The sequence below is a fragment of the Opitutia bacterium ISCC 52 genome, assembly GCA_014529675.2.
GTDB lineage: Bacteria > Verrucomicrobiota > Verrucomicrobiia > Opitutales > UBA2995 > UBA2995.
This window is the reverse complement of the sequence record CP076040.1, coordinates 3,450,068-3,469,276: the sequence shown is the minus strand read 5'-3', so window position 1 is coordinate 3,469,276 and position 19,209 is coordinate 3,450,068. Positions and strand designations below refer to the sequence as shown.

Genomic DNA, 19,209 nt, shown 5'->3' with positions numbered 1-19,209 from the left:
CCTGTTAGATCGCTGTCTTACTCTTTCCTGATTGCTTGCTGATTTGTTCGAAAAGGTGCGTCACATTCGGTCGCTGAGAACGGATGTGTTGCCGTAGGGCCTTGGATGCTGCCTCCCAATCCTTTCGGAGTAGTGCTTTTAGAATACGACGATGTTCGGTCGCTTTTTCATCGATGACTGAGGTAGCTACCGTGGAGTATGTAAACAGGTAATTGTAATAGATACCAAACTGTGAGAAGAAAGATCGTATGTAGCGATTACCCGATTCTTCGATCCAGTAGCTATGGAGTTCATTATTGAGTTGGGGCTTTCCTTTTGAGTCAGGGGAGTTGGACTTTATGAACTCTTTTAAGACACCCGGATCCAAATGCTTTTTGGCCAGTTGAAGCGCCTTCAGCTCGAGTGTTTCACGCATCTCGATATAGTCCAGCATATCCTGTTCGCGAAATGGATGCACCAGCCAACCTCGTCGTGGGATATGCTCGATTAAGCCTGAACCCGCTAGACGATTGAATGCCTGTCGTATGACTGTTCTACCGACCCCATGCTTTTGAGCGAATGATTCTTCCCTCAGGTAAACCGACTCACCGAGTATGCTGAGTTGGATAACATCCTCTGTGATGATTGTGTCCCAGTTGAGCGATGGAAGGCCGGGGACCGGTTTTCGTATTTTGGATTTGGTCTTTGATTTCCGTCGCGTGTTAATGCGCAAGCGGCCATTGATCCCTTTGAGAATATATTTGTCCTCAATCAGACGTTCCAAAGCGACCCGAACAGGCGTTAGACTGACTTCGTACGCTTCGGCCAATCCAGTGAGGGTCAGTTTGTCTGACAAGAGATCGCCATTGCGGATCTTTTCCTTTAGGTCATTTTCGATATGTTCAGAAATAGTCACTCAGCTAATATCTTCTTTTTAGAAAGAATGGGATGGCCTTAAAGTTCAAGTCGGCAGTCATTTTGATTTTTGATAACTGAAGGAGGTTGCTGTGATTTCTGTTCGTCATTGCCATTGTGTGCAAAGTAAATCTACATGATTGACTATGCGAAGCCTTTTTAAACCAATGACAGTAGGGATCCTATGGCTTGCTTTGTTTTTGGGGTGCTCCAAGTCGGAATCTCCTTTTTCAATCGTTTCGATGACGCTGCACGAGGAGGCGCTCGCTCGTGCGCATGATGTAGAGCTGTCCGGCAACCTCGCCTTCGTGCCGGGGAAACAAAATGCTCTTTCCATCATCGATATTAGTGATCCCGCGCACCCGGAGATCCTGTGGTATATGAATGATCCTGGAATTTCTGATTCGGAGACGGTTCTTCCGGTGGAGGATAAGTTGTTCTTGGGGACCAAAGATTTCCTGACTCTGGATGTAAAGGATCCACGGAATCCAGTCATACTGAAGAAGGTCTCCGATCGCTCGCGGATTGATCGCATCAATGGGATGATTAAGGTGGGTTCTTCCGTTCTCGCGGCGAACAAGTCCGGGTTCATCGACCTCTTTGATGTGAGTGACATCCGTAATCCATTCCTGGTTGATGCTTTGGAGACAAAGGAGCAATTTAGCCTGAGTCTTCCTCATGATATTGATCGGTACGGTGATCACATTGTGATTGTTGATCCTAATGGATTCAAACCACCGTTAGGAAAGGTGGGAATTTTTAAAGCCTTCCAGGATGGGGTTGTGTTGCCCGTGGAAGATTGGAGATTGGTCGGCAAGGTGGAAGACGAAGCTTTGATCGGGGCTAACCGTGTTCAGGTAAAAGGTAACTATGCATTTATAGGAGGTAGCCTTACGGTTGAGGCCAGTGGACAGGCGGGGCCTGATTTCAATCGCATGGCAGTGGTTGACTTGGCTGATCCAAATAATCCCGAGGTGGTTGCCTCACTTCCGTTTGGGGACATTCGCGGACCCAACGGTCTAACGGTGGCTGGCAATGTGGTTTTCTGTGCCGGTGGCAAACCGTAACGGCCTACGATATCAGCCAGCCAACGAAACCCGTTCTTCTCGGTACCCAGAGCTTTCCTGTCTACAATCAAAGAAAACGGACAGACAATTACCACGACTTGATTTACCGGAATGGATTTCTTTACATCAGTGCGCAGACCGATTACGGATTTCTTATTCTGAAGGTGAATGATAAACGTATTCGCCATTTGGCTGATTCAGCCTAAGCATTTTTCTTTTATGACTGATTTTAGGATTTTCCTGGTTTTCCTTTTCTCCGCTCTCAGCTCTACGCTCTTCGCTGCGAAGCAACCCAACATCCTGTTCATTATGTCGGATGACCATACGACCCAGGCTTTTGGGGCTTATGGTTCTCGCTTGGCGTCGCTTAATCCGACTCCGCATATCGATCAGTTGGCAAACGAAGGAATGCTCTTCACTCAGGTTTTTTGTAATAATTCCATCTGTACACCGAGCCGCGCATCGATCATTACCGGGCAATATCCTCAAACGAATGGCGTATTGGATTTGTTAGGACGAATCGCTCCCGAACGACAATACTTGCCCAAGGAAATGCATAAAGCGGGTTATGAGACCGCCATGATTGGCAAATGGCATCTCAAGGAGGAACCTGCTGCGTTTGATTACTACAATGTCCTGCCTGGGCAGGGTCGGTATAACAATCCGGTCACTCGAGACATGAAGAAGGGTGCTTGGCCTGAGAATACCAGTCAACACGAAGGTCACTCCTCGGACGTCATCACGGACCTCAGTCTGGATTGGCTCAAGAGTAGGGATACAAGCAAACCATTTTTTCTCATGCATCACTTCAAGGCGCCCCACGATATGTTCGTGAATGCAAAGCGCTACGATTCCTATTTAGAGGATATGGAAATACCTGAACCGGACAATCTGTATGATCAGCCGGCGGCTGGTTTTGGATCCCCGTCCACTCGAGGTCACAACGACGAAATGATCAACACTATCGGTGCTTCCATTTCCAAGCGAAACAATCAGTGGGGGTTGGGGCAGCGGCTGGGAATTGATGAGTCCATTCCTGAGCCCGAATATACCTCTGTTGTATATCAGACCTATCTGAAACGCTACCTACGTTGCGTCAAAGGCGTGGATGACAACGTCAATCGCCTGGTTGATTACTTGAAAGAGGAAGGTATCTACGACAACACCTTGATTATCTATACCGGCGACCAGGGCTTCTTTTTGGGTGAACATGATTTTTTCGACAAGCGTTGGATGTATGAGGAAGGCATGCGGATGCCCTTTATTGTTCGCTATCCGAAAACAGTGGAGCAGGGGAGTCAATCTGACCTGTTAATCAATAATACGGATTTCGCTCCGACCCTAATTGAATTTGCAGGAGGCTTCGTGCCCGACTTCATGCAGGGCGATAGCTTTGCCGAAACCTTGCTTGGCGAAGAGCAACACGGTTGGCGCGATGCGACATACTACCGCTACTGGATGCACATGGCACACAAATTGTGTAATCCTGCTCACTTCGGAATCAGGACACGTAAATACAAGCTGATCTTTTTCTACGGCGCGGATTATGAAGACCCACCCCGCATGAACTACTGGGGCTCTCAGGCAGATATTGCCACGCCTCCGGGTTGGGAGCTCTATGATGTGGAGAATGATCCGCATGAAATGAACAACCTGTATTTGAATCCGGAATACGTAGAGACCATTGCGGAGCTTAAAGACCGACTTAAGTCTCTTCGTGAAGAACTTAACGAGACCGACGAAAATTTCCCCCACATCCAAAAGATCATCGATAAGCATTGGGATGATTAAGTTGCTTTAATGGCCACTTCCTTTCGGCAGCAAGCCACCTCCTACAGTTGAGATATTGAAACGCCCTCTGTAGGAGGTAGCTTGCTGCCGATAGATTAAGTGTCCAAATATCAAGCACCGTTCACTGCGCTCTCGGTCCCGGCTGAATATGGTTCATTAGATACCAGGTTTTGGTCTTTAGATTGTGGGCGGTGCCTTGTCCGTCACCAGCAGACTTAATGGAGTGGGTGCCGCCGGTATAGGGGACCGCTGTGAATTGTTTGTTGAGACGGATAAGTTCATTAACCAGATTCTCAAAATTCTGATAGTGGCAGTTATCGTCCTGCGTGCCGTGAAAGATAAGCAGGTTTCCTTGCAGGTTTTCTGTGTGAGTGATGGGTGAACCGATTTTGTATCCGTCTGGATTATCTTCGGGGAGGCCCATGTAGCGTTCCTGATAAACCGTATCGTAAAGCAACTGATCGCTGATAAAACCTCCAGCCATTGCCAGGCTGTAGAGTTCAGGATAACGGAAGAGCAGGTTGAGGCTCATGGAGCCTCCACCGCTGAAGCCGGTTACCGCAATACGATCCGCGTCGAGGTAGGGATACGTTTCAAGCAGTTTCCTAACAGCAGCTGATTGGTCGTGTGAAGAATAAATGCCGATGTTGTGATGGAGGTGGTGACGCCACTTCCGGCCGAGTGGGGCAGATGTGCCACGATTGTCGATCGACATGACGATGTAGCCTCGTTGTGCCAGGTATTGGTACCACTGGCTCTTCTGCCAAGTGTCTTTGACGGTTTGACCGACAGGCTCTCCATACACATAGAACAGGACCGGATACTTCTTCGATGGATCAAAGTTGTAGGGCTTGATCATGTAGGCTGGAAGGTCGAAGTCTTCACCGATATCGATAGTGAGGAAGGATACCTGCTGAAAGTTTCGCTCCTTCATTTGGGTTCGGGCTTCTGCATTGTCTTCGCCTGAGTGAATGACCCGGTGGCTAGGGAGCTCGACCAGGTCGTAGGAAGGGGGCGTGTTCGCGTTGGAGAAACTATGGAATGCACGTGTCGCGTCACTGGAAAGTCGATACGCGTGTGTTCCGCTGCTATCCATGGGAGTCAACCGCTCAGCTTCGCCCGTGCCATCAATGCGTTCACGGAAGAGATAGCGCTGGGTGGCGTCTTCGGGTGATGCAATGAAGTAGAGCCACCCATTGTCTTCGTCAAACTTGAGCATACTTATGACGTCGTAGTCGCCTTTGGTGATGAGTGTCTTTGCTTGGCCGTCGCGATTTACACGGTAAAAGTGACGATAACCATCCTCATCACTTTGCCACAGAAATGCCTGCCCATCGTCGAACCAGGTCATGTGGTTGTGAACATCGATCCAGGTATCGCTCTGCTCTTCGAAAAACGGATTCAGCTTGCCCGACTTTACATCCGCCATCCAGAGGATACTGTGGTTCTGATTGCGATTCAATCGTTGAAAAACGAGCTCCTCTGAATTGTCAGTCCAGGTAAATCGGGGGATGTAGTGCATGCGTGGATCGCCGGGCAGGTCATCGAACCATTTGGTGCGAGCGCGGGTCGAGCTGGTAACTCCAATGCGCACCGACGAATTTGTCGTTCCCACCTTCGGGTAGGGCAGAGGTGTTACCTCGGGATACTTGCCTGCCAGGTAATTGGTGAGAGGAAAGGTGCCCACCCCTTCAGTGTCGAATTGGACATAGGCGATAGATTTACTATCGGGGCTCCAGGCAAAACCATCGCGTAATCGAAATTCTTCTTCATACACCCAGTCAGATGTCCCATTGACGATGCTCTCTTTTTTACGGGAAGTCAGCTTCCGAATCCGGTTGTTTTTCAAATCCTCCGCATAGACGTCCCGATCCTGTACATAGGCGACTCGCTTCGAGTCTGGAGAAAACTTGGCAAACATGAGGGTGGCTTCATCGAACTTGGCACCCAGTTGCCGAAGTTCATAGGTTTTGAGATCCAGCACCCAATAGTCTCCTCGGGAATTGATCCGCCACACTTTCTTGGTGTTGGTGTAAATGAGTAGTTTCTTCTCATCCGGTGACCAGGTAAGGTTACTTTGATTCTCAAGCTTGAGGGTTTTGTCCTTTCCTTCGGGAATGAATTTATCGGCGGACAGCAATAAGGTCTTTTCGTCGGTCTCCGGGTTCCAGTCGAAGAGGTCTTTACCGCCTTCAACGGATTCTGATTTTTCAAGAACGAGGCAACTGGCTCCTTCCGGGCGCCAAGCGTTTTGGGCCTCTTTTTTGGTTTCGATCGCTTTTTCGTCGATGACCTCTTGGAGAGTAAACAGCGACGGATCATCGACGGTTTCAGGGATTTCTTCCCACTGGGCCATGATGTTGTTTCCTTGAATTGAGCTTAAGGGCATAAAGTTAGAAAGTAAAAGAATGATTAGAAGCCTTATGTAGGTTGGTGCGGTCATAACTGCTCACAGGTGTTTTGTGTTATACAAAGTCGAATTGGGGGAATGATGAGGCAACTCTTTGATTCGCTTGAATTCAATCTTTAATTTGACATTGTGTGCAAAAATAAAAAATGTGGCCAGATCAATTCAGTTCACAGCATTTAGATTATGACCGATCAAACTAGTAATACTCAGGCAAAATGGAGCGGTGTATTTCCCGCAACGACCACGCAATTTAAGGAAGATGGATCACTCAATATTCCTGCGACACTCAAACACTTGGATGTCATGCTGGAGGGAGGTGTACATGGATTTGTCATGTTGGGAACCGTGGGAGAAAATTGTTCTCATGAAACTGCCGAGAAGCTTGAATTGCTCCAAGCAACGGTGGAGCACGTGCAGGGCAGAGTACCTATTCTTTCTGGTGTAGCTGAATACACCACGGATCAGGCTTGTCGCTATGCCGCTGCCGCCCAGAAGACAGGCATCGATGGACTCATGGTGTTACCGGCTATGGTTTACAAGACGGATGTGCGTGAAACGGTTGCCCACTTTCGCACGGTCGCTGCGGCAAGCGATCTTCCCATCATGATTTATAACAACCCCGTTTCTTACGGAGTCGACATCAAGCCCGAGACCTTCGTCGAGTTGGCTGATGAGCCTAAGTTTACTACCATTAAAGAATCATCGGAAGACCCACGCCGTATAACCGAATTGCGGAATCTATGCGGAGATCGTTATCAGCTCTTTGCCGGGGTGGATGATTTGGTGCTCGAAAGTCTTGTCCTGGGAATCGATGGTTGGGTATCTGGTTTAGTAAATGCATTTCCGGTTGAGAATCGACTGATCTGGGATCTGGCTCTCGCCGATCGCTGGCAAGAAGCGCGTGATGTCTATCGTTGGTATACGCCACTTCTAAAACTGGATACCCTGCCTAAGCTGGTTCAGTATATTAAACTGGCGGTGCAGGAATGTGGTTATGGTTCAGAGCTTACAAGAGCACCGCGGCTGGTCATTGAAGGAGCGGAGCGGGAAGAGGTTTTGGCTATCATTCGGAAAGGCATTGAGACGCGGCCCAATCCGGCGGACTTTGGAATGTAACCTGTTTGTGCCTTAGTAGGCATTAAATGTCCTTTTCAATGTGATCGTGACCTGTCATTTGTCATCTGCCCACGCCTTTCTGAATGAGTGAAACCGATCATATACCCAGTATTTTTAATGACGTACTGGGTCCTGTCATGCGTGGACCTTCGAGTTCTCACAGTGCAGCCGCTAACCGTATCGGTCGATTGTGCCGGGATCTGGTTCAGGGTGATCTAAAAAAGGCCGTCATTGATTATGATCCCAATGGATCGCTAGTCACCACGCATAAGTCACAGGGGACCGACATGGGGCTTTATGGAGGATTCTTAGGTTGGGAGCCGGATGATCCTCGTTTACCGGATCATGCTGAGCATACCGAAGCTGCCGGGCTTGAGATCGAGGTGCGTTATGAATCCTATGGTGCGACCCATCCCAATAACTACCGTTTATTGGTCGAAGGAGTGAATGGTTCGACGCATAGCATGCAGGCGATCTCCACTGGAGGCGGCATGATCGAAGTGACAGAGATTGATGGCACCGCTGTCCGTATGGGAGGTGATTATTTTGAACTCTTGCTCTATTTAAAACCGGATGCTAATGCAGGGTCCGTTCTGGCTAAATTACTGGAAGGATTGGACAACGAGGGAAGTGAAGTGTGCTCCGGCGACATGACTCTGCTGCGTATTTCCAGGGTTAGTCATCCGACATCTGAACAGATGGCATCTATACACGACCATCCCTCGGTCCTGGACCTAAGAGTCTTAAGCCCCGTTTTACCTGTGATGTCTCGGGAAGATCTTTCCGTTCCATTCCTAACGGTTGAAGCCATGTTGGCCTTTAACGAAGGTAAAGACCTGGCGCTTTGGGAACTGGCACTCGAATACGAAAGTGCTCGAGGAGGTATTTCGCATGATGAAGTGATAGAGAAGGGCAGGGCCATTCTTAAGATCATGGAGAATGGAGTGAAAACCGGACTCGCTGGAACGCAATACGCCGATCGCATTCTTCCCTGTCAGTCAGTGACCCTCATGGAGCGTGAAGCTCAGGGACGTTTGATCCCGGGCGATGTGAATATCCGCGTCATTGGTTACATCTCCGCCATTCTCGAAGTGAAGTCCTCGATGGGAGTGATTGTAGCTGCACCTACCGCCGGATCCTGTGGTGCGATGCCGGGATCGATGTTAGCGGTTGCAGATTCTCTAGGCGCTGACGAGGAGGCGAAAGTTCGCGCGCTCCTCGTTGCAGGTTTAATAGGTGTCTTTATTTGTAAGCACGCAACCTTCGCTGCCGAAGTTGGAGGTTGTATGGCCGAATGCGGATCCGGTGCCGGTATGTCTGCCGCAGCCATGGTCGGCCTGGCCAATGGTACGCTTGACCAGCAACTCGCAGCCGCATCCGTAGCCCTGCAAAACTCATTTGGAATGACCTGTGATCCAGTGGCCAATCGCGTTGAAGCTCCCTGTCTTGGCAAAAACGTCTTAGCTGGATCCAATGCCCTGTCTTGCGCAAACATGGCCTTGGCTGATTACGAGCACCTCATCCCATTGGACGAAGTCATCTATGCTATGAACGAAGTGGCCGATGCCATTCCCCATGAACTTTGTTGTACCGCCAAAGGCGGACTCTCCGTAACCCCAACCTCCAAGGCCATCGAAGAGCGATTGGCTGAGAACGAATAATGAGCTTATGCTAGAAAACGAAAAAGCAGCCAAAACCTGGTTCGGCCATCCGAGCGGACTATCGACTTTATTTTTTACCGAACTGTGGGAGCGCTTCAGTTACTACGGCATGCGGGCACTGCTCGTGCTCTTTATGGTCGATGCGGTGCAGAATGGAGGCATGGGGCTCGATGACAAAACTGCCAGCTCTATTTACGGTTTGTATGCCGCTTTTGTCTATATGGCGGCTTTGCCCGGTGGTTGGATCGCCGATCGACTTCTGGGTGCCCAACGTTCTGTTTGGGTAGGAGGTTTAATTATTGCCGCAGGTCACTTTACTTTGGCTGTGCCATCCACACCGACCTTCTTTCTTGGTTTAGTTTTGGTTGTAATTGGAACGGGATTCCTAAAACCAAATATCAGTGCGATCGTTGGGCAGCTTTACCCTGAAGGGGGGGCACGTCGTGATGCCGGGTTCACTATCTTTTACATGGGGATCAATATGGGCGCGTTCTTAGGTCCTTTGATCTGTTCTTACCTCGGTGAACAAGTAAATTGGCACGCAGGTTTTGGTGCAGCTGGAGTAGGCATGGTGTTTGGTGTGATCCAATACAAATACTCAGTCGGGCGATTGGGCGATGCTGGACTCCATCCTTCGAAACCCAAGGGAGCAGCTTCGAGTGGAATGGATAAAGCTTGGTATCCAGTTATCGGTGGGTTTGGTCTTGTATTCATTCTGGTATTACTGGGTATCACCGGTGCCGTTCAATTCAACGCGCTCGCGCTCGCAAAAAATACAACCTACCTGATCGTTGGTTTAGCATTTACGTTTTTTATCTATGTATTTGCTTTTGGAAACCTGACGAAAATCGAACGCAACCACTCCATCGTCATCGTAGTCTTGTTTATTTCATCTGCCTTATTCTGGTCGGGGTTTGAACAGGCGGGATCTTCTCTGAATCTTTTTGCGGATCGTCACACTGACCGGATGTTATTCGGATGGGAAATTCCGGCGGGTTGGTTTCAGTCATTGAATCCATTTTATATCGTGGTGCTGGCTCCGATCTTCGCAGCCTGTTGGGTACGGCTTGCCAAGAAGCAACTCGATCCATCCATGCCAGCTAAGTTCGCCTTGGGACTTGTGATTCTTGGCCTTGGTTTTCTTGTTATGGTCGGAGCAGCCAAGTTAGTCGTAGCTGGCAATCAAGCAGCCCCATACTGGCTCATTCTGACTTACCTGTTACATACCATGGGAGAACTTTGCATCAGCCCGGTTGGGTTAAGCTCAGTGACCAAGCTCGCTCCAAAACGATTCGTCGGTCAGATGATGGGTATCTGGTTTTTGGCGACGTCGCTGGGTAATTTGATGGCCGGTCTGTTGGCAGGCCGTTTCAATCCCGAATCTTTGAATGAGATGCCCGGGTTGTTTATGCAGATTGTCATGACCACGGTGGGCGGTGGAATCATTCTACTTATCTTTACGAAGCCGATTAAGAAACTGATTGGGAAGTTGGAGTAGAGATTTTCTGAGGTTATTCAAAACTGTAGGAGTAGCTTGTTATGCCGGTGTCACTTCGTTCGAAACTGCGCTTCGCTTGTTGAGGTGTCGTCATGATGTTTCTCGGTAACGCCCCGATTTCATCTTTTGGAAATGGTAGGGCTCGATCGCCGTTTCGAGCTAAGCGACACCAACACGAGCCGTTTCATTGTGAAAAGCGGACAGCCCGGCGGTCCGTCCCTACCATTCTAGCTTTTAAAGGTAGTGCCATTCACTGCGTCCCCGCATTGCCGATTTCGAAGTCCAGTTTTTCCTACAACTCCAAATCAAACAACAGCGACCTCACGTACTGCGTTGGGATCGATCCAAACGAGAGTACACGATCTTGATAGGTTTTGAGATCGAAAGCACCTCCCCAACGTTGTTCTGCTTCAGCGCGAAGATCGACGTGTTCAAGGTAACCGACGAAGTAAGTAGACAGCTGTGCGGAGGTAAGTTGAGCGCGGCGCCATTTACCATCCGCTTCCCGCTCTTCCTGGAAGGCATCTTCAACGAGCATCCGCATGCCTTCTTCTTTAGAGATTCCATCGACGTGGACGGCTTGATCAAGGAGGGCATTCGTCACGTCGCGCAGATACCACTTTAATACGATCAGTCGCATCAATAGATCACCTTCCAGGAAGCCTTCCTCGCACATCATCCATTCGGAATAGACGGCCCAGCCTTCAACGAAAACGCCGGATGAAAGAACGGCTCTTAGAGTTCTCGGATTGCGATTGGCATGGGCCAGTTGAACAAAATGTCCGGGCATGGCCTCGTGTACCGTTAGATTGTGCAGCGACCGGTGATTGTATTCTCGCAGGTGCGATTCGACTTGCGCCACCGTCCAGGAAGCGGGTGGGGGAGCCACGGCGTAGAAAGTCTTTAGATTGGTTTCAAGTGGCCCTGGCGAATCGCAATACGCTAACGAGACACCCCGTTGGAATTCCGGCATGATGATCACTTCCATCGGATCCTCGGGCAGTGAAATAATATCTTTCTTCTTCAAAAAGTCGGCGGTCAGTTTCACTGAATGATGGATGGCATCGACGACGCCTTCAGCGGATGGGCGATCCTGGTAAGCCATTTCCAGGCAGGATCGAATGATGGCTTTTTTATAGGCCTTGGATGGTCTTGTTGGAAACTCAGTATAGGGAAAGCGATCCGCGTAAATTTCTTTGGACAGATCTTACATGCGCTCATGCAGATCATTCATGAAGGCCAGACCACGGTCTCGAATTTGCTCTCTTGTCAGTGATGATTGCAGGGTCCAGGCCAGTTTCTGATCAAAGAGATCTTTGCCTATCCGGAATTCGCCTTTTGCTTGAGGCAGCAGGTCATCCTCTAACCAGCGTTGATGTTCCTCCATCGCTGTGGTGGCAGTTTTGATGGCTTTGGTGAGTCGTCCTCTGTCTGCCTGATTCAGCTGATCCATTTCAGGTTCGATGGTGTTTTTAATAATGCTTAAGAGACCACGATTTTGACCGATGGCGGTTTCGGCATGGATCTTTGGTACGCGGTGTGGTTGAAGTTCCGTTCGAGTCTGAGCATAAAGGGTCGGCAGCTTTTCCAAACGAGCCGTGGCGGACCTGAGGCGATCGGGCAGCAGAGCGAAGTCTCGTGCCATCAAACTGTAGATAGATCCACCAGCTAACCCCGAATAAACGAGCGGATTCCAGGCCCACTCCTCCAGCTCTTGCTGGCTCCACAGGGCAGCTTTCAGACGATGCTCGAGAAGCGCTCGATCGATCTGTTCATCTCGTGAGAGTTTAGACGGTTTTAATGAAGCAAGTTCAGTTTGAATCTCTTGGTAGAAGGCGGCTAAACGGTTGCGACCCTCCGCACTCACGTCATTGATTTCGCTATCAAGTCTATGATCTCCTCTTCTAGTGGCACTGACTGGCGAGAGTTGGGCTGATTCTTCAAAGTAGCGATCGACGATACCGGTAAAGCGATGATTCGAATCTTGAGCCATGATCTGTAAGGAGCTCCATAATAGGATTCCGGTTGTGAGTGAGCCTAGTCGAATGGAGGTCTTGATATTTGACATTCCGTGCACAGTATTCCACAGGCTGTAGCATGACGAGTACTATAAAGCAGAACGGTAATTCATATTATTGATGATGAAGATAAAAAATGTGTCGCTGCTGCTTGGTGTAATGGTGGGTGTATTATTACAGTCGTCGAAAAGTGCGCAGGCTGAAGCTCTGCAGGTCGAAGGTTATTCGTCTCAGGTGGTCGAAGGTTGGACGGTCTATGTGAGCGATGAACTCCGAGATCAGCGACCTGAGGAAACGAAGCGCGCGATGGAACTTCTAAAAGGGCAGTGTCGTAAGGTGATCAATGTGGTCCCAGTCGCTACGGTTTCAGAATTACAGAAAGTGCGACTCTGGGTATCCTTGCCAGCTGGCGAACGGCGACCACGTGCAGAATTTCACCCGAGTAAGGATTGGTTGATCGACAATGGTATGCTCCCGGAAAAGGAAAAGGGGGTGGAGTTTACGAACACCGCCATTTTGGAGAAAGAGATTATTCGTATGCCGATGTTGCTGCTGCATGAGTTGTCTCATGCCTATCACAATCTGCTATTAGGTTTTGATCATCCGGGGATTTTGGCGCTCTATGAGAAAGCCAAAGCGAAAGGAAGCTATGATCGAGTCAGGCGCCGCAATCGTGAACCGCAGAAGGCCTACGCCATTACTAATCACAAGGAGTACTTTGCTGAATGCACCGAAGCCTTCTTTGGCGAGAACGACTTCTATCCTTTTAATTCAAGAGAGCTCAAAGAGCACGATCCTGAGATGTATGATCTGTTGACGGAGATCTGGATAGCTTCCAACAATGAGTAGGAGCATGAAAGCGATTGTTGGGATATTAATTAGTATAATTGTAATGAGTATTTCCAGTTCAGGAGATGAAAGCCGCCCTGTTGTAAAAATGGAGAGCGATAAGGCGGAACTTGTAATTGACTTGGGAGGTGGATCGATTTCTGAGTATCGATTAAAGACGAACGTTTTGAATCCGCTGCAGTGGGATTCCTGGTCATTTAGTCCAACGCCTGAGGCAGAACCTCCTATAGAACCTCGCTCTATGGGACACTTCCTTTGTCTGGATCGTTGGGGCTCTGCATCCGATACGGAAAAAGTGCATGGTATGCATCAGCACGGAGAAGCCGCACAAGTCTGGTGGGCAGTGTCGCACGAAATGGAATCGGCGACGGGTAAGTTAAATACGCGTGTGAAGGCTCAACTTCCTATGGCCGGCATCAAAGTGGAACGGTCGATTCACATGCACCAAGGCTCGGCTGTAGTGATGGTTGAAGAATTCGTGACTAACGAGAATCCTATAGGTCGAATCTACAACATAGTCCAGCACCCGACCATCGGTCCTCCTTTTCTCAATAAGGGAACCATTGTAGATTCTAATGGTACCCGTGGTTTCATGCAGGAGCGTCCCTTACCCAATCCCGAAGACCCGGAAGTACGCTGGCCCAAGGCACTTCAAATGAACGGGACAAAAGTTGACCTTCGCTATCTGAAAGATGATCCTTCGCCCAACGTCGTTTCGTTCATCGTCGAGGACGAATACGGCTGGGTCACCGCAACCAGCCCCGATACAGGACTTTTGCTCGGCTACATCTGGAAAACCTCCGACTATCCCTGGCTCAACATCTGGCGACACGTCAAAGATGGAAAGCCTTTTGCTCGTGGCTTGGAATTTGGCACCTCCGGTCTTCACAAACCTGGTCACGACCTGGTAGCCAAAGGCCGCATCTTCGACCAGGCTCTCTACCGCTACATCGACGCCGACGAGACCCAGACCTTTCGCTACGCTATGTTCCTGGCTGAGATCCCAGACCACTTCGCTGGAGTCAAATCAGTGAGTTACTCAGATTCTAAGATTACCGTGGTGGAAACGGCCTCGGAACGGCAGGTTTCTGTGAAAGCCTTCCAGCTCTTTTAATGGAGAATCAAAAATCCCAACACCCCATATTGATCGTCTGGCCCACGAAGGTATTTCTTTTACGGATGCTCATACAGCGGCGGCGGTTTGCGGTCCCAGCCGTTATGGATTGCTAACAGGGCGTTACCCTTGGCGAAGAGGGAAAGGGGGAACCAGTAACGGCGCGAAGTTTCGTGACCTTTATGTGGAAGAAGGGCGACTTACCCTGGCTTCTTTACTGAAGCAAAAGAAGTATAACACGGCTCAACTTGGTAAATGGGGGCTTCGACATAATTACTCGGATGCCGTTCATTCGGGCAGGGAACCGGGAGCCCTCGACGCCTACGATTTTGAGAACAAACGACTACTGGGTTCTCAGTTGGTGGGCTTCGATTATTCGTGGTGTATCACCTATCTGAAAAAAGAAGACAGCAACTTCAAAACCCAATTTGAAAACGGCAGTCCGCTTGACCCAACACTCGCCGATACCGATCCCTACCGGTGGCTCCCTGACAACGCTGAGAAGGTGGTTGAGTATTTGGAAGTCTATGCCGGGGAAAAGGAAAACTCAAAGTTCGGTATCGATGCCGACCAGCCATTCTTTATTTATTGGGATCCTCCCAGTCCGCACGATCCTGTGGTGCCTAACGAAGCCTTTATCGGGAAATCCGGTGCCGCTGCTTATGGCGACTTTGTTTTTGAAATCGATCACTATATCGGTGACATGTTGGATGCACTCGATCGATTCAACCTGGCCGACCAGACCTTGGTCATCTTCGCATCCGATAACGGTCCGGATGTTTCATCCTATGAACGGATTCAAAGCCACAATCACTTCAGCATGGGTAATCGTCGCGGCATCAAAACCGATGTCTTGGAAAGCGGACATCGCTTGCCATTGCTTGTTCGCTGGCCCGGAGTCATCGGACTCGATCAAACAAGTGACCAACTTGTTTCCCTGACCGATTGGTTTGCCACCCTCGCAGAAATTACCGGACAAAAAATTCCCAACAACGCGGGTGAAGATAGTCTTAGTTTCCTTCCGCTCTTGCTCAAGGGGCGCCTCGATAAACCCTACCGCACAAGTGTCATTCATCATACTCCAGGTGGTGAATTTGCCATCCGTCACAACGACTGGGTCTTTGTGGATCATGGGCCTCCCGAGGCCGACGAATCGGAATGGTTTCGGGAGCAACTTAAAGTAGAGTCACATGATTATCCAGGCCAGTTATATAACCTGAAAACCGATCCTACACAGTCGATTGATCTGTATGGAAAATACCTCGAGAAAGCTCGGGAGTTACAGGCGCTTTTGAGAGAGATTAAAGCGAATGGCTAAGAGTTTCTCTGAAAGATAATCTGCCAAGTTAAGTAGGATGTGTTCAACAAAACTTGCTTCGGCAGGCTGATAGATTCAGATATCAGATTATGAAATGCTACCCCGTGTTATTTGCCCTCTCGTTTCTCTCATCGATTACTGCAGTTTATGCCCAACCTTTTTTGGGTAATGGAATCAAGATCGGTGAGACGAGCACTGACTCAACCATCGTTTGGCTGAGGTTAACGGATCGAGCGGAGCCCAAGTGGAATGGGTTGAATTGGATCGGTGTGGATGATCGTGATTTTGACGTCGGCAAATTAGGTGAAAAACAATTCCCTAAAGGGGCTACGATTTCTGATATGGAAGGTAGCCTCATGGGTTTGGAGGGAAGTGTTCGAGTCAGTTGGTGGCCGGAAGGGCAGCAGACGAATATCCGCCGGACAAGCTGGTTACCCGTTGATCCAAACCAAGACTTTACTCGGCAAGTTCTGATCGAAAATCTGGAACCCAATCGTCGCTACGAATTAGCCGTGGAAAGTCGATCAGTCGAAGGAAAGCCAGGCCAGTCTCTTGGTGGTTCGTTTAAGACGGCTTTGGGAGCTTCTGGCGGGGGTGCTTTTCGTTTTGTAATATCGACCTGTCAAAGCTGGAAAACCCGTGACAAAGGAACGGCTGGGCTGCAGATCTATGATCATATGCTGGCGCTTGATCCGGCTTTCTTTGTGCACTTGGGTGACATTGTTTACTACGACAAGCGCAGCGCTGGTGGCGACGTCGATGCCCGGACACCAGAGCTGGCCCGCTTTCATTGGAACCGCTGGTATGGTTGCACCGATGTTTTGGATTTTCACAGGCAGATCCCCAGCTTCTTTATCAAGGACGATCATGATACAGTCACAAACGACAGTGCTCCTGGTAGGCGAGTCGGTGATCTCACATGGAATGCCGGACTTTCTATTTTTCGCGAACAGGCGCCCATGGGTGAGCGCACCTATCGCAGTCGCCGATGGAGCGAAGACTTGCAGTTTTGGATTGTTGAAGGTCGTGATTTTCGTAGCCCCAACGATATGCCGGATGGTAAGGACAAATCCATCTGGGGACCTGAGCAGAAAGCTTGGTTTAAACAAGAGGTGCTTGCATCGGACGCTCCCTTCAAAATCTTGTTCTCACCTACACCGGTGGTTGGACCTGACCGCAAAAACAAAAAGGATAATCATTCCAATGCGAATTGGTCTTTTGAAGGAGATGAAATCCGCCAGTTTTGTGAAGAGAATAATGTAATTGTTATCTGCGGAGATCGTCACTGGCAGTATCACAGTATTGATGATGTCACGGGGGTGCATGAGTTCTCCTCGGGGGCTACTTCCAAAGCGCATGCAGGAGGATTCAGTTTGGATCTGAAAACGGATGAGCATAAATATCTGGCTATCATTGGTGGATTTTTAAGTGGTGAGATTCACTCCGGTCAGGATGGGGATAAATTGACCATGAGGCACCATCGGGTCGATGGAAGTATTGCCTATGAATACAGCTACTCCAATTAAGCTTAAGATTAGACATGGGTAATCGGCTTAAAGATCGCGTCATCATTCTAACAGGTGCAACCAGTGGTATGGGGAAGGACATGGCGCTGAGATTTGCTGCAGAAGGCGCTCAGCTGGTTCTCAATGGGCGAAGTGATGCAAAGGCGAAAAGTGTGATGGAGGAGTTGTCACCTTATTAGGAGCAAATTGCCTGGCACATCGGTGACATCAGCGAATATGAAACCAACGAGTCCTTGGTTGATCTAGCTCTCGAACGATTTGGCAGCTTGGATACGATTGTTTGCAACGCAGGCACCTTGGGCATCGGCTCAGTCACCGAATTGTCTCAGGAAACCTGGCAGAACACCTTGAATTCCAATGTATCAGCTTTGTTCTATTTGAGTAAGTGTGCGATACCTCAGATGGAAAAGAATGTCTCCGGTGTCGTTTTGGCCAATGCATCGCTCGCCGCGTTTAAAGCCTACCCCAAGCACCCTGCCTACTGTGCCTCCAAAGCAGCCCAGGTAGCATTGGTCCGTCAACTGGCGTCGGAATATGGCCCGAGCATACGAGCCAATGCTCTCTGTCCTGGACCCGTTGATACACCTATGATCTGGGACTCGGCAAAAGCCTTTGAAGAAGGGGAGAAGGCCGTGGAAGAGGCTAGGGAAGCCACCGCCTTGAAACGACTTGGACAACCGAAGGACATCTCGGAGTTGGCTCTCTTTCTGATCTCCAACGAATCCTCCTGGATGACCGGTTCAGCGGTGACTATCGATGGAGGCATTTCGATCAACTAAAGGGATCTCTCTCTTAGCTCATCGCATTCCGTTTTCCTGGGGGTTGTTTCATTTTGCTGGTCAGTTTTTTACACGAGACGCCCAAGAGTCGAAGCGCGTAGTCAGTTATTATACAGCTTATGCAACAATTGCGTGACAGAAACCGATAATTCTTGATTCCTACGGTTTTTTTAAGAACGTGGCCTGATTGCTGCTCAACCCCCTCTCAGTTACCCCATGGTCAATCCCAACTTATTGAACATGGAACATGAAAATCATAACTGAAAAACCAACCATCCTCAGCCGGGCTATTCCTTTGATTAGTTCGGTCGCAATTACAGGGGGACTGTTCGTCACCCTTCCGCTTATGCAGTGGGCGAGTGATCTGCGCCAAAATCCTGATCAGGCAAACCTTACAACAATCGCCGTAGCGGTTCCTCCGGCTCCTCCTGAGCTACCTCCTCCACCTGAAGAAGAAATTGAAGAGGAAGAAATAGAATTGGAAGCCGAGGTTCAAAGAATCTCACTCGACCAAATCAACATGGCACTCAATGCCGGTATGGGGGGGATGAGTGCTGGATCGTTGACGACGCAATCGTTTCAGTTGCCGGATAACCTTGACGATATGGTCTTTGAAATCGCTGACCTGGATGAAAAGCCCGAGCCTCTTTATCGCATCGCGCCCAAATATCCATTTAATCTCAAACGTTCGGGTATCCAGGGCCGTGTGTTTCTGCTCTTTGTCGTTAACGAGGATGGCATAGTTGAAAACGCTCGTGTGACCGAGTCGCCTCATCCTGAATTTTCTAAAGCCGCACTCGATGCGATTAAGATCTGGAAATTTCATCCAGGTAAAAAAGGCGGGAAGCCGGTTAAGACTCGGATTCGGATTCCCTTGGCTTTTTCTTTGCGCGGTTAAGCAATACAATAAGTCTTTCTTTCAATAATACCAAATTGAACCTGAGGTCGATGTGGCCTCAGGTTTAATTGTATTCGGGCCTAGCTGCCCTTGGTACTATTGAACTGAACTTCGTATAGTGAAGTGATGTGTTCTGATGTGTATCCATACTCTGGATATGTTAACGGATACTCGATTATATCAACTTGATGGTGAGAATGCTTATTTGATCGGGATCCTTCCTTTTTGGGATTTTTGCTCGGTTTTAGTTTCAGCGTGCCTATAGTATGA

General features: G+C 49.1%; 12 protein-coding genes and 2 pseudogenes. 11 read left to right on the top strand and 3 right to left on the bottom strand.

Features of this window, described 5'->3' with window-relative positions; translation table 11 throughout:
* Positions 1-4: 4 nt before the first annotated feature.
* A complete protein-coding gene (locus tag GA003_14755; GenBank protein QXD27264.1) occupies positions 5-895 on the bottom strand; it encodes a GntR family transcriptional regulator in 891 nt (296 codons plus the stop codon).
* A gap of 166 nt (positions 896-1,061) precedes the next feature.
* On the opposite strand from GA003_14755, the gene GA003_14750 reads away from it, so the two are divergent.
* Both GA003_14750 and GA003_14745 read left to right on the top strand, forming a co-directional pair.
* Positions 1,062-1,961, top strand: a complete 900-nt coding sequence (locus GA003_14750; GenBank protein ID QXD27263.1) for a hypothetical protein — start codon at positions 1,062-1,064, stop codon at positions 1,959-1,961.
* 219 nt (positions 1,962-2,180) lie between these two features.
* Positions 2,181-3,752, top strand: a complete 1,572-nt coding sequence (locus tag GA003_14745; protein ID QXD27262.1) for a sulfatase — start codon at positions 2,181-2,183, stop codon at positions 3,750-3,752.
* A gap of 121 nt (positions 3,753-3,873) precedes the next feature.
* Here GA003_14745 and GA003_14740 read toward each other — a convergent pair whose 3' ends face one another.
* The gene (locus tag GA003_14740) at positions 3,874-6,141 is read right to left on the bottom strand and encodes a S9 family peptidase (GenBank protein ID QXD27261.1); all 2,268 of its coding nucleotides are present in this window, start codon (positions 6,139-6,141) and stop codon (positions 3,874-3,876) included.
* Positions 6,142-6,345: 204 nt separating this feature from the next.
* Between GA003_14740 and GA003_14735 the strand changes: the two genes are divergently transcribed.
* The 3 genes from GA003_14735 (at position 6,346) to GA003_14725 (ending at position 10,437) form a co-directional block, all read left to right on the top strand.
* On the top strand, positions 6,346-7,278 hold the full coding sequence (locus GA003_14735; GenBank protein ID QXD27260.1) for a dihydrodipicolinate synthase family protein: 933 nt from the start codon (positions 6,346-6,348) through the stop codon (positions 7,276-7,278).
* 137 nt (positions 7,279-7,415) lie between these two features.
* On the top strand, positions 7,416-8,939 hold the full coding sequence (locus GA003_14730; protein QXD30453.1) for an L-serine ammonia-lyase, iron-sulfur-dependent, subunit alpha: 1,524 nt from the start codon (positions 7,416-7,418) through the stop codon (positions 8,937-8,939).
* A 7-nt stretch (positions 8,940-8,946) separates the two neighbouring features.
* Positions 8,947-10,437 (top strand): peptide MFS transporter, encoded by a 1,491-nt coding sequence (locus tag GA003_14725; protein QXD27259.1) that lies wholly within the window; start codon positions 8,947-8,949, stop codon positions 10,435-10,437.
* Between the two features lie 292 nt (positions 10,438-10,729).
* On the opposite strand, the pseudogene GA003_14720 reads toward GA003_14725, so the two are convergent.
* A pseudogene (locus GA003_14720) lies at positions 10,730-12,505 on the bottom strand (DUF885 domain-containing protein).
* A gap of 70 nt (positions 12,506-12,575) precedes the next feature.
* Here GA003_14720 and GA003_14715 point away from each other — a divergent pair.
* From GA003_14715 to GA003_14690, 6 genes and pseudogenes are all read left to right on the top strand, one after another.
* A complete protein-coding gene (locus tag GA003_14715) occupies positions 12,576-13,304 on the top strand; it encodes a zinc-dependent peptidase (protein ID QXD27258.1) in 729 nt (242 codons plus the stop codon).
* 43 nt (positions 13,305-13,347) lie between these two features.
* Complete coding sequence (locus GA003_14710) at positions 13,348-14,418, top strand: DUF4432 family protein (protein QXD27257.1); 1,071 nt, start codon at positions 13,348-13,350, stop codon at positions 14,416-14,418.
* Between the two features lie 13 nt (positions 14,419-14,431).
* Entirely contained in the window at positions 14,432-15,736 is a 1,305-nt protein-coding gene (locus GA003_14705; GenBank protein ID QXD30452.1) for an arylsulfatase, read from the top strand.
* 356 nt (positions 15,737-16,092) lie between these two features.
* Positions 16,093-17,262 (top strand): alkaline phosphatase D family protein, encoded by a 1,170-nt coding sequence (locus tag GA003_14700; GenBank protein QXD30451.1) that lies wholly within the window; start codon positions 16,093-16,095, stop codon positions 17,260-17,262.
* Positions 17,263-17,276: 14 nt separating this feature from the next.
* Positions 17,277-18,041, top strand: a pseudogene (locus tag GA003_14695) (SDR family oxidoreductase).
* A 247-nt stretch (positions 18,042-18,288) separates the two neighbouring features.
* Positions 18,289-18,939, top strand: coding sequence for an energy transducer TonB (locus GA003_14690; protein QXD27256.1), 651 nt, complete (start codon positions 18,289-18,291; stop codon positions 18,937-18,939).
* The last annotated feature ends 270 nt before the right edge of the window (positions 18,940-19,209 follow it).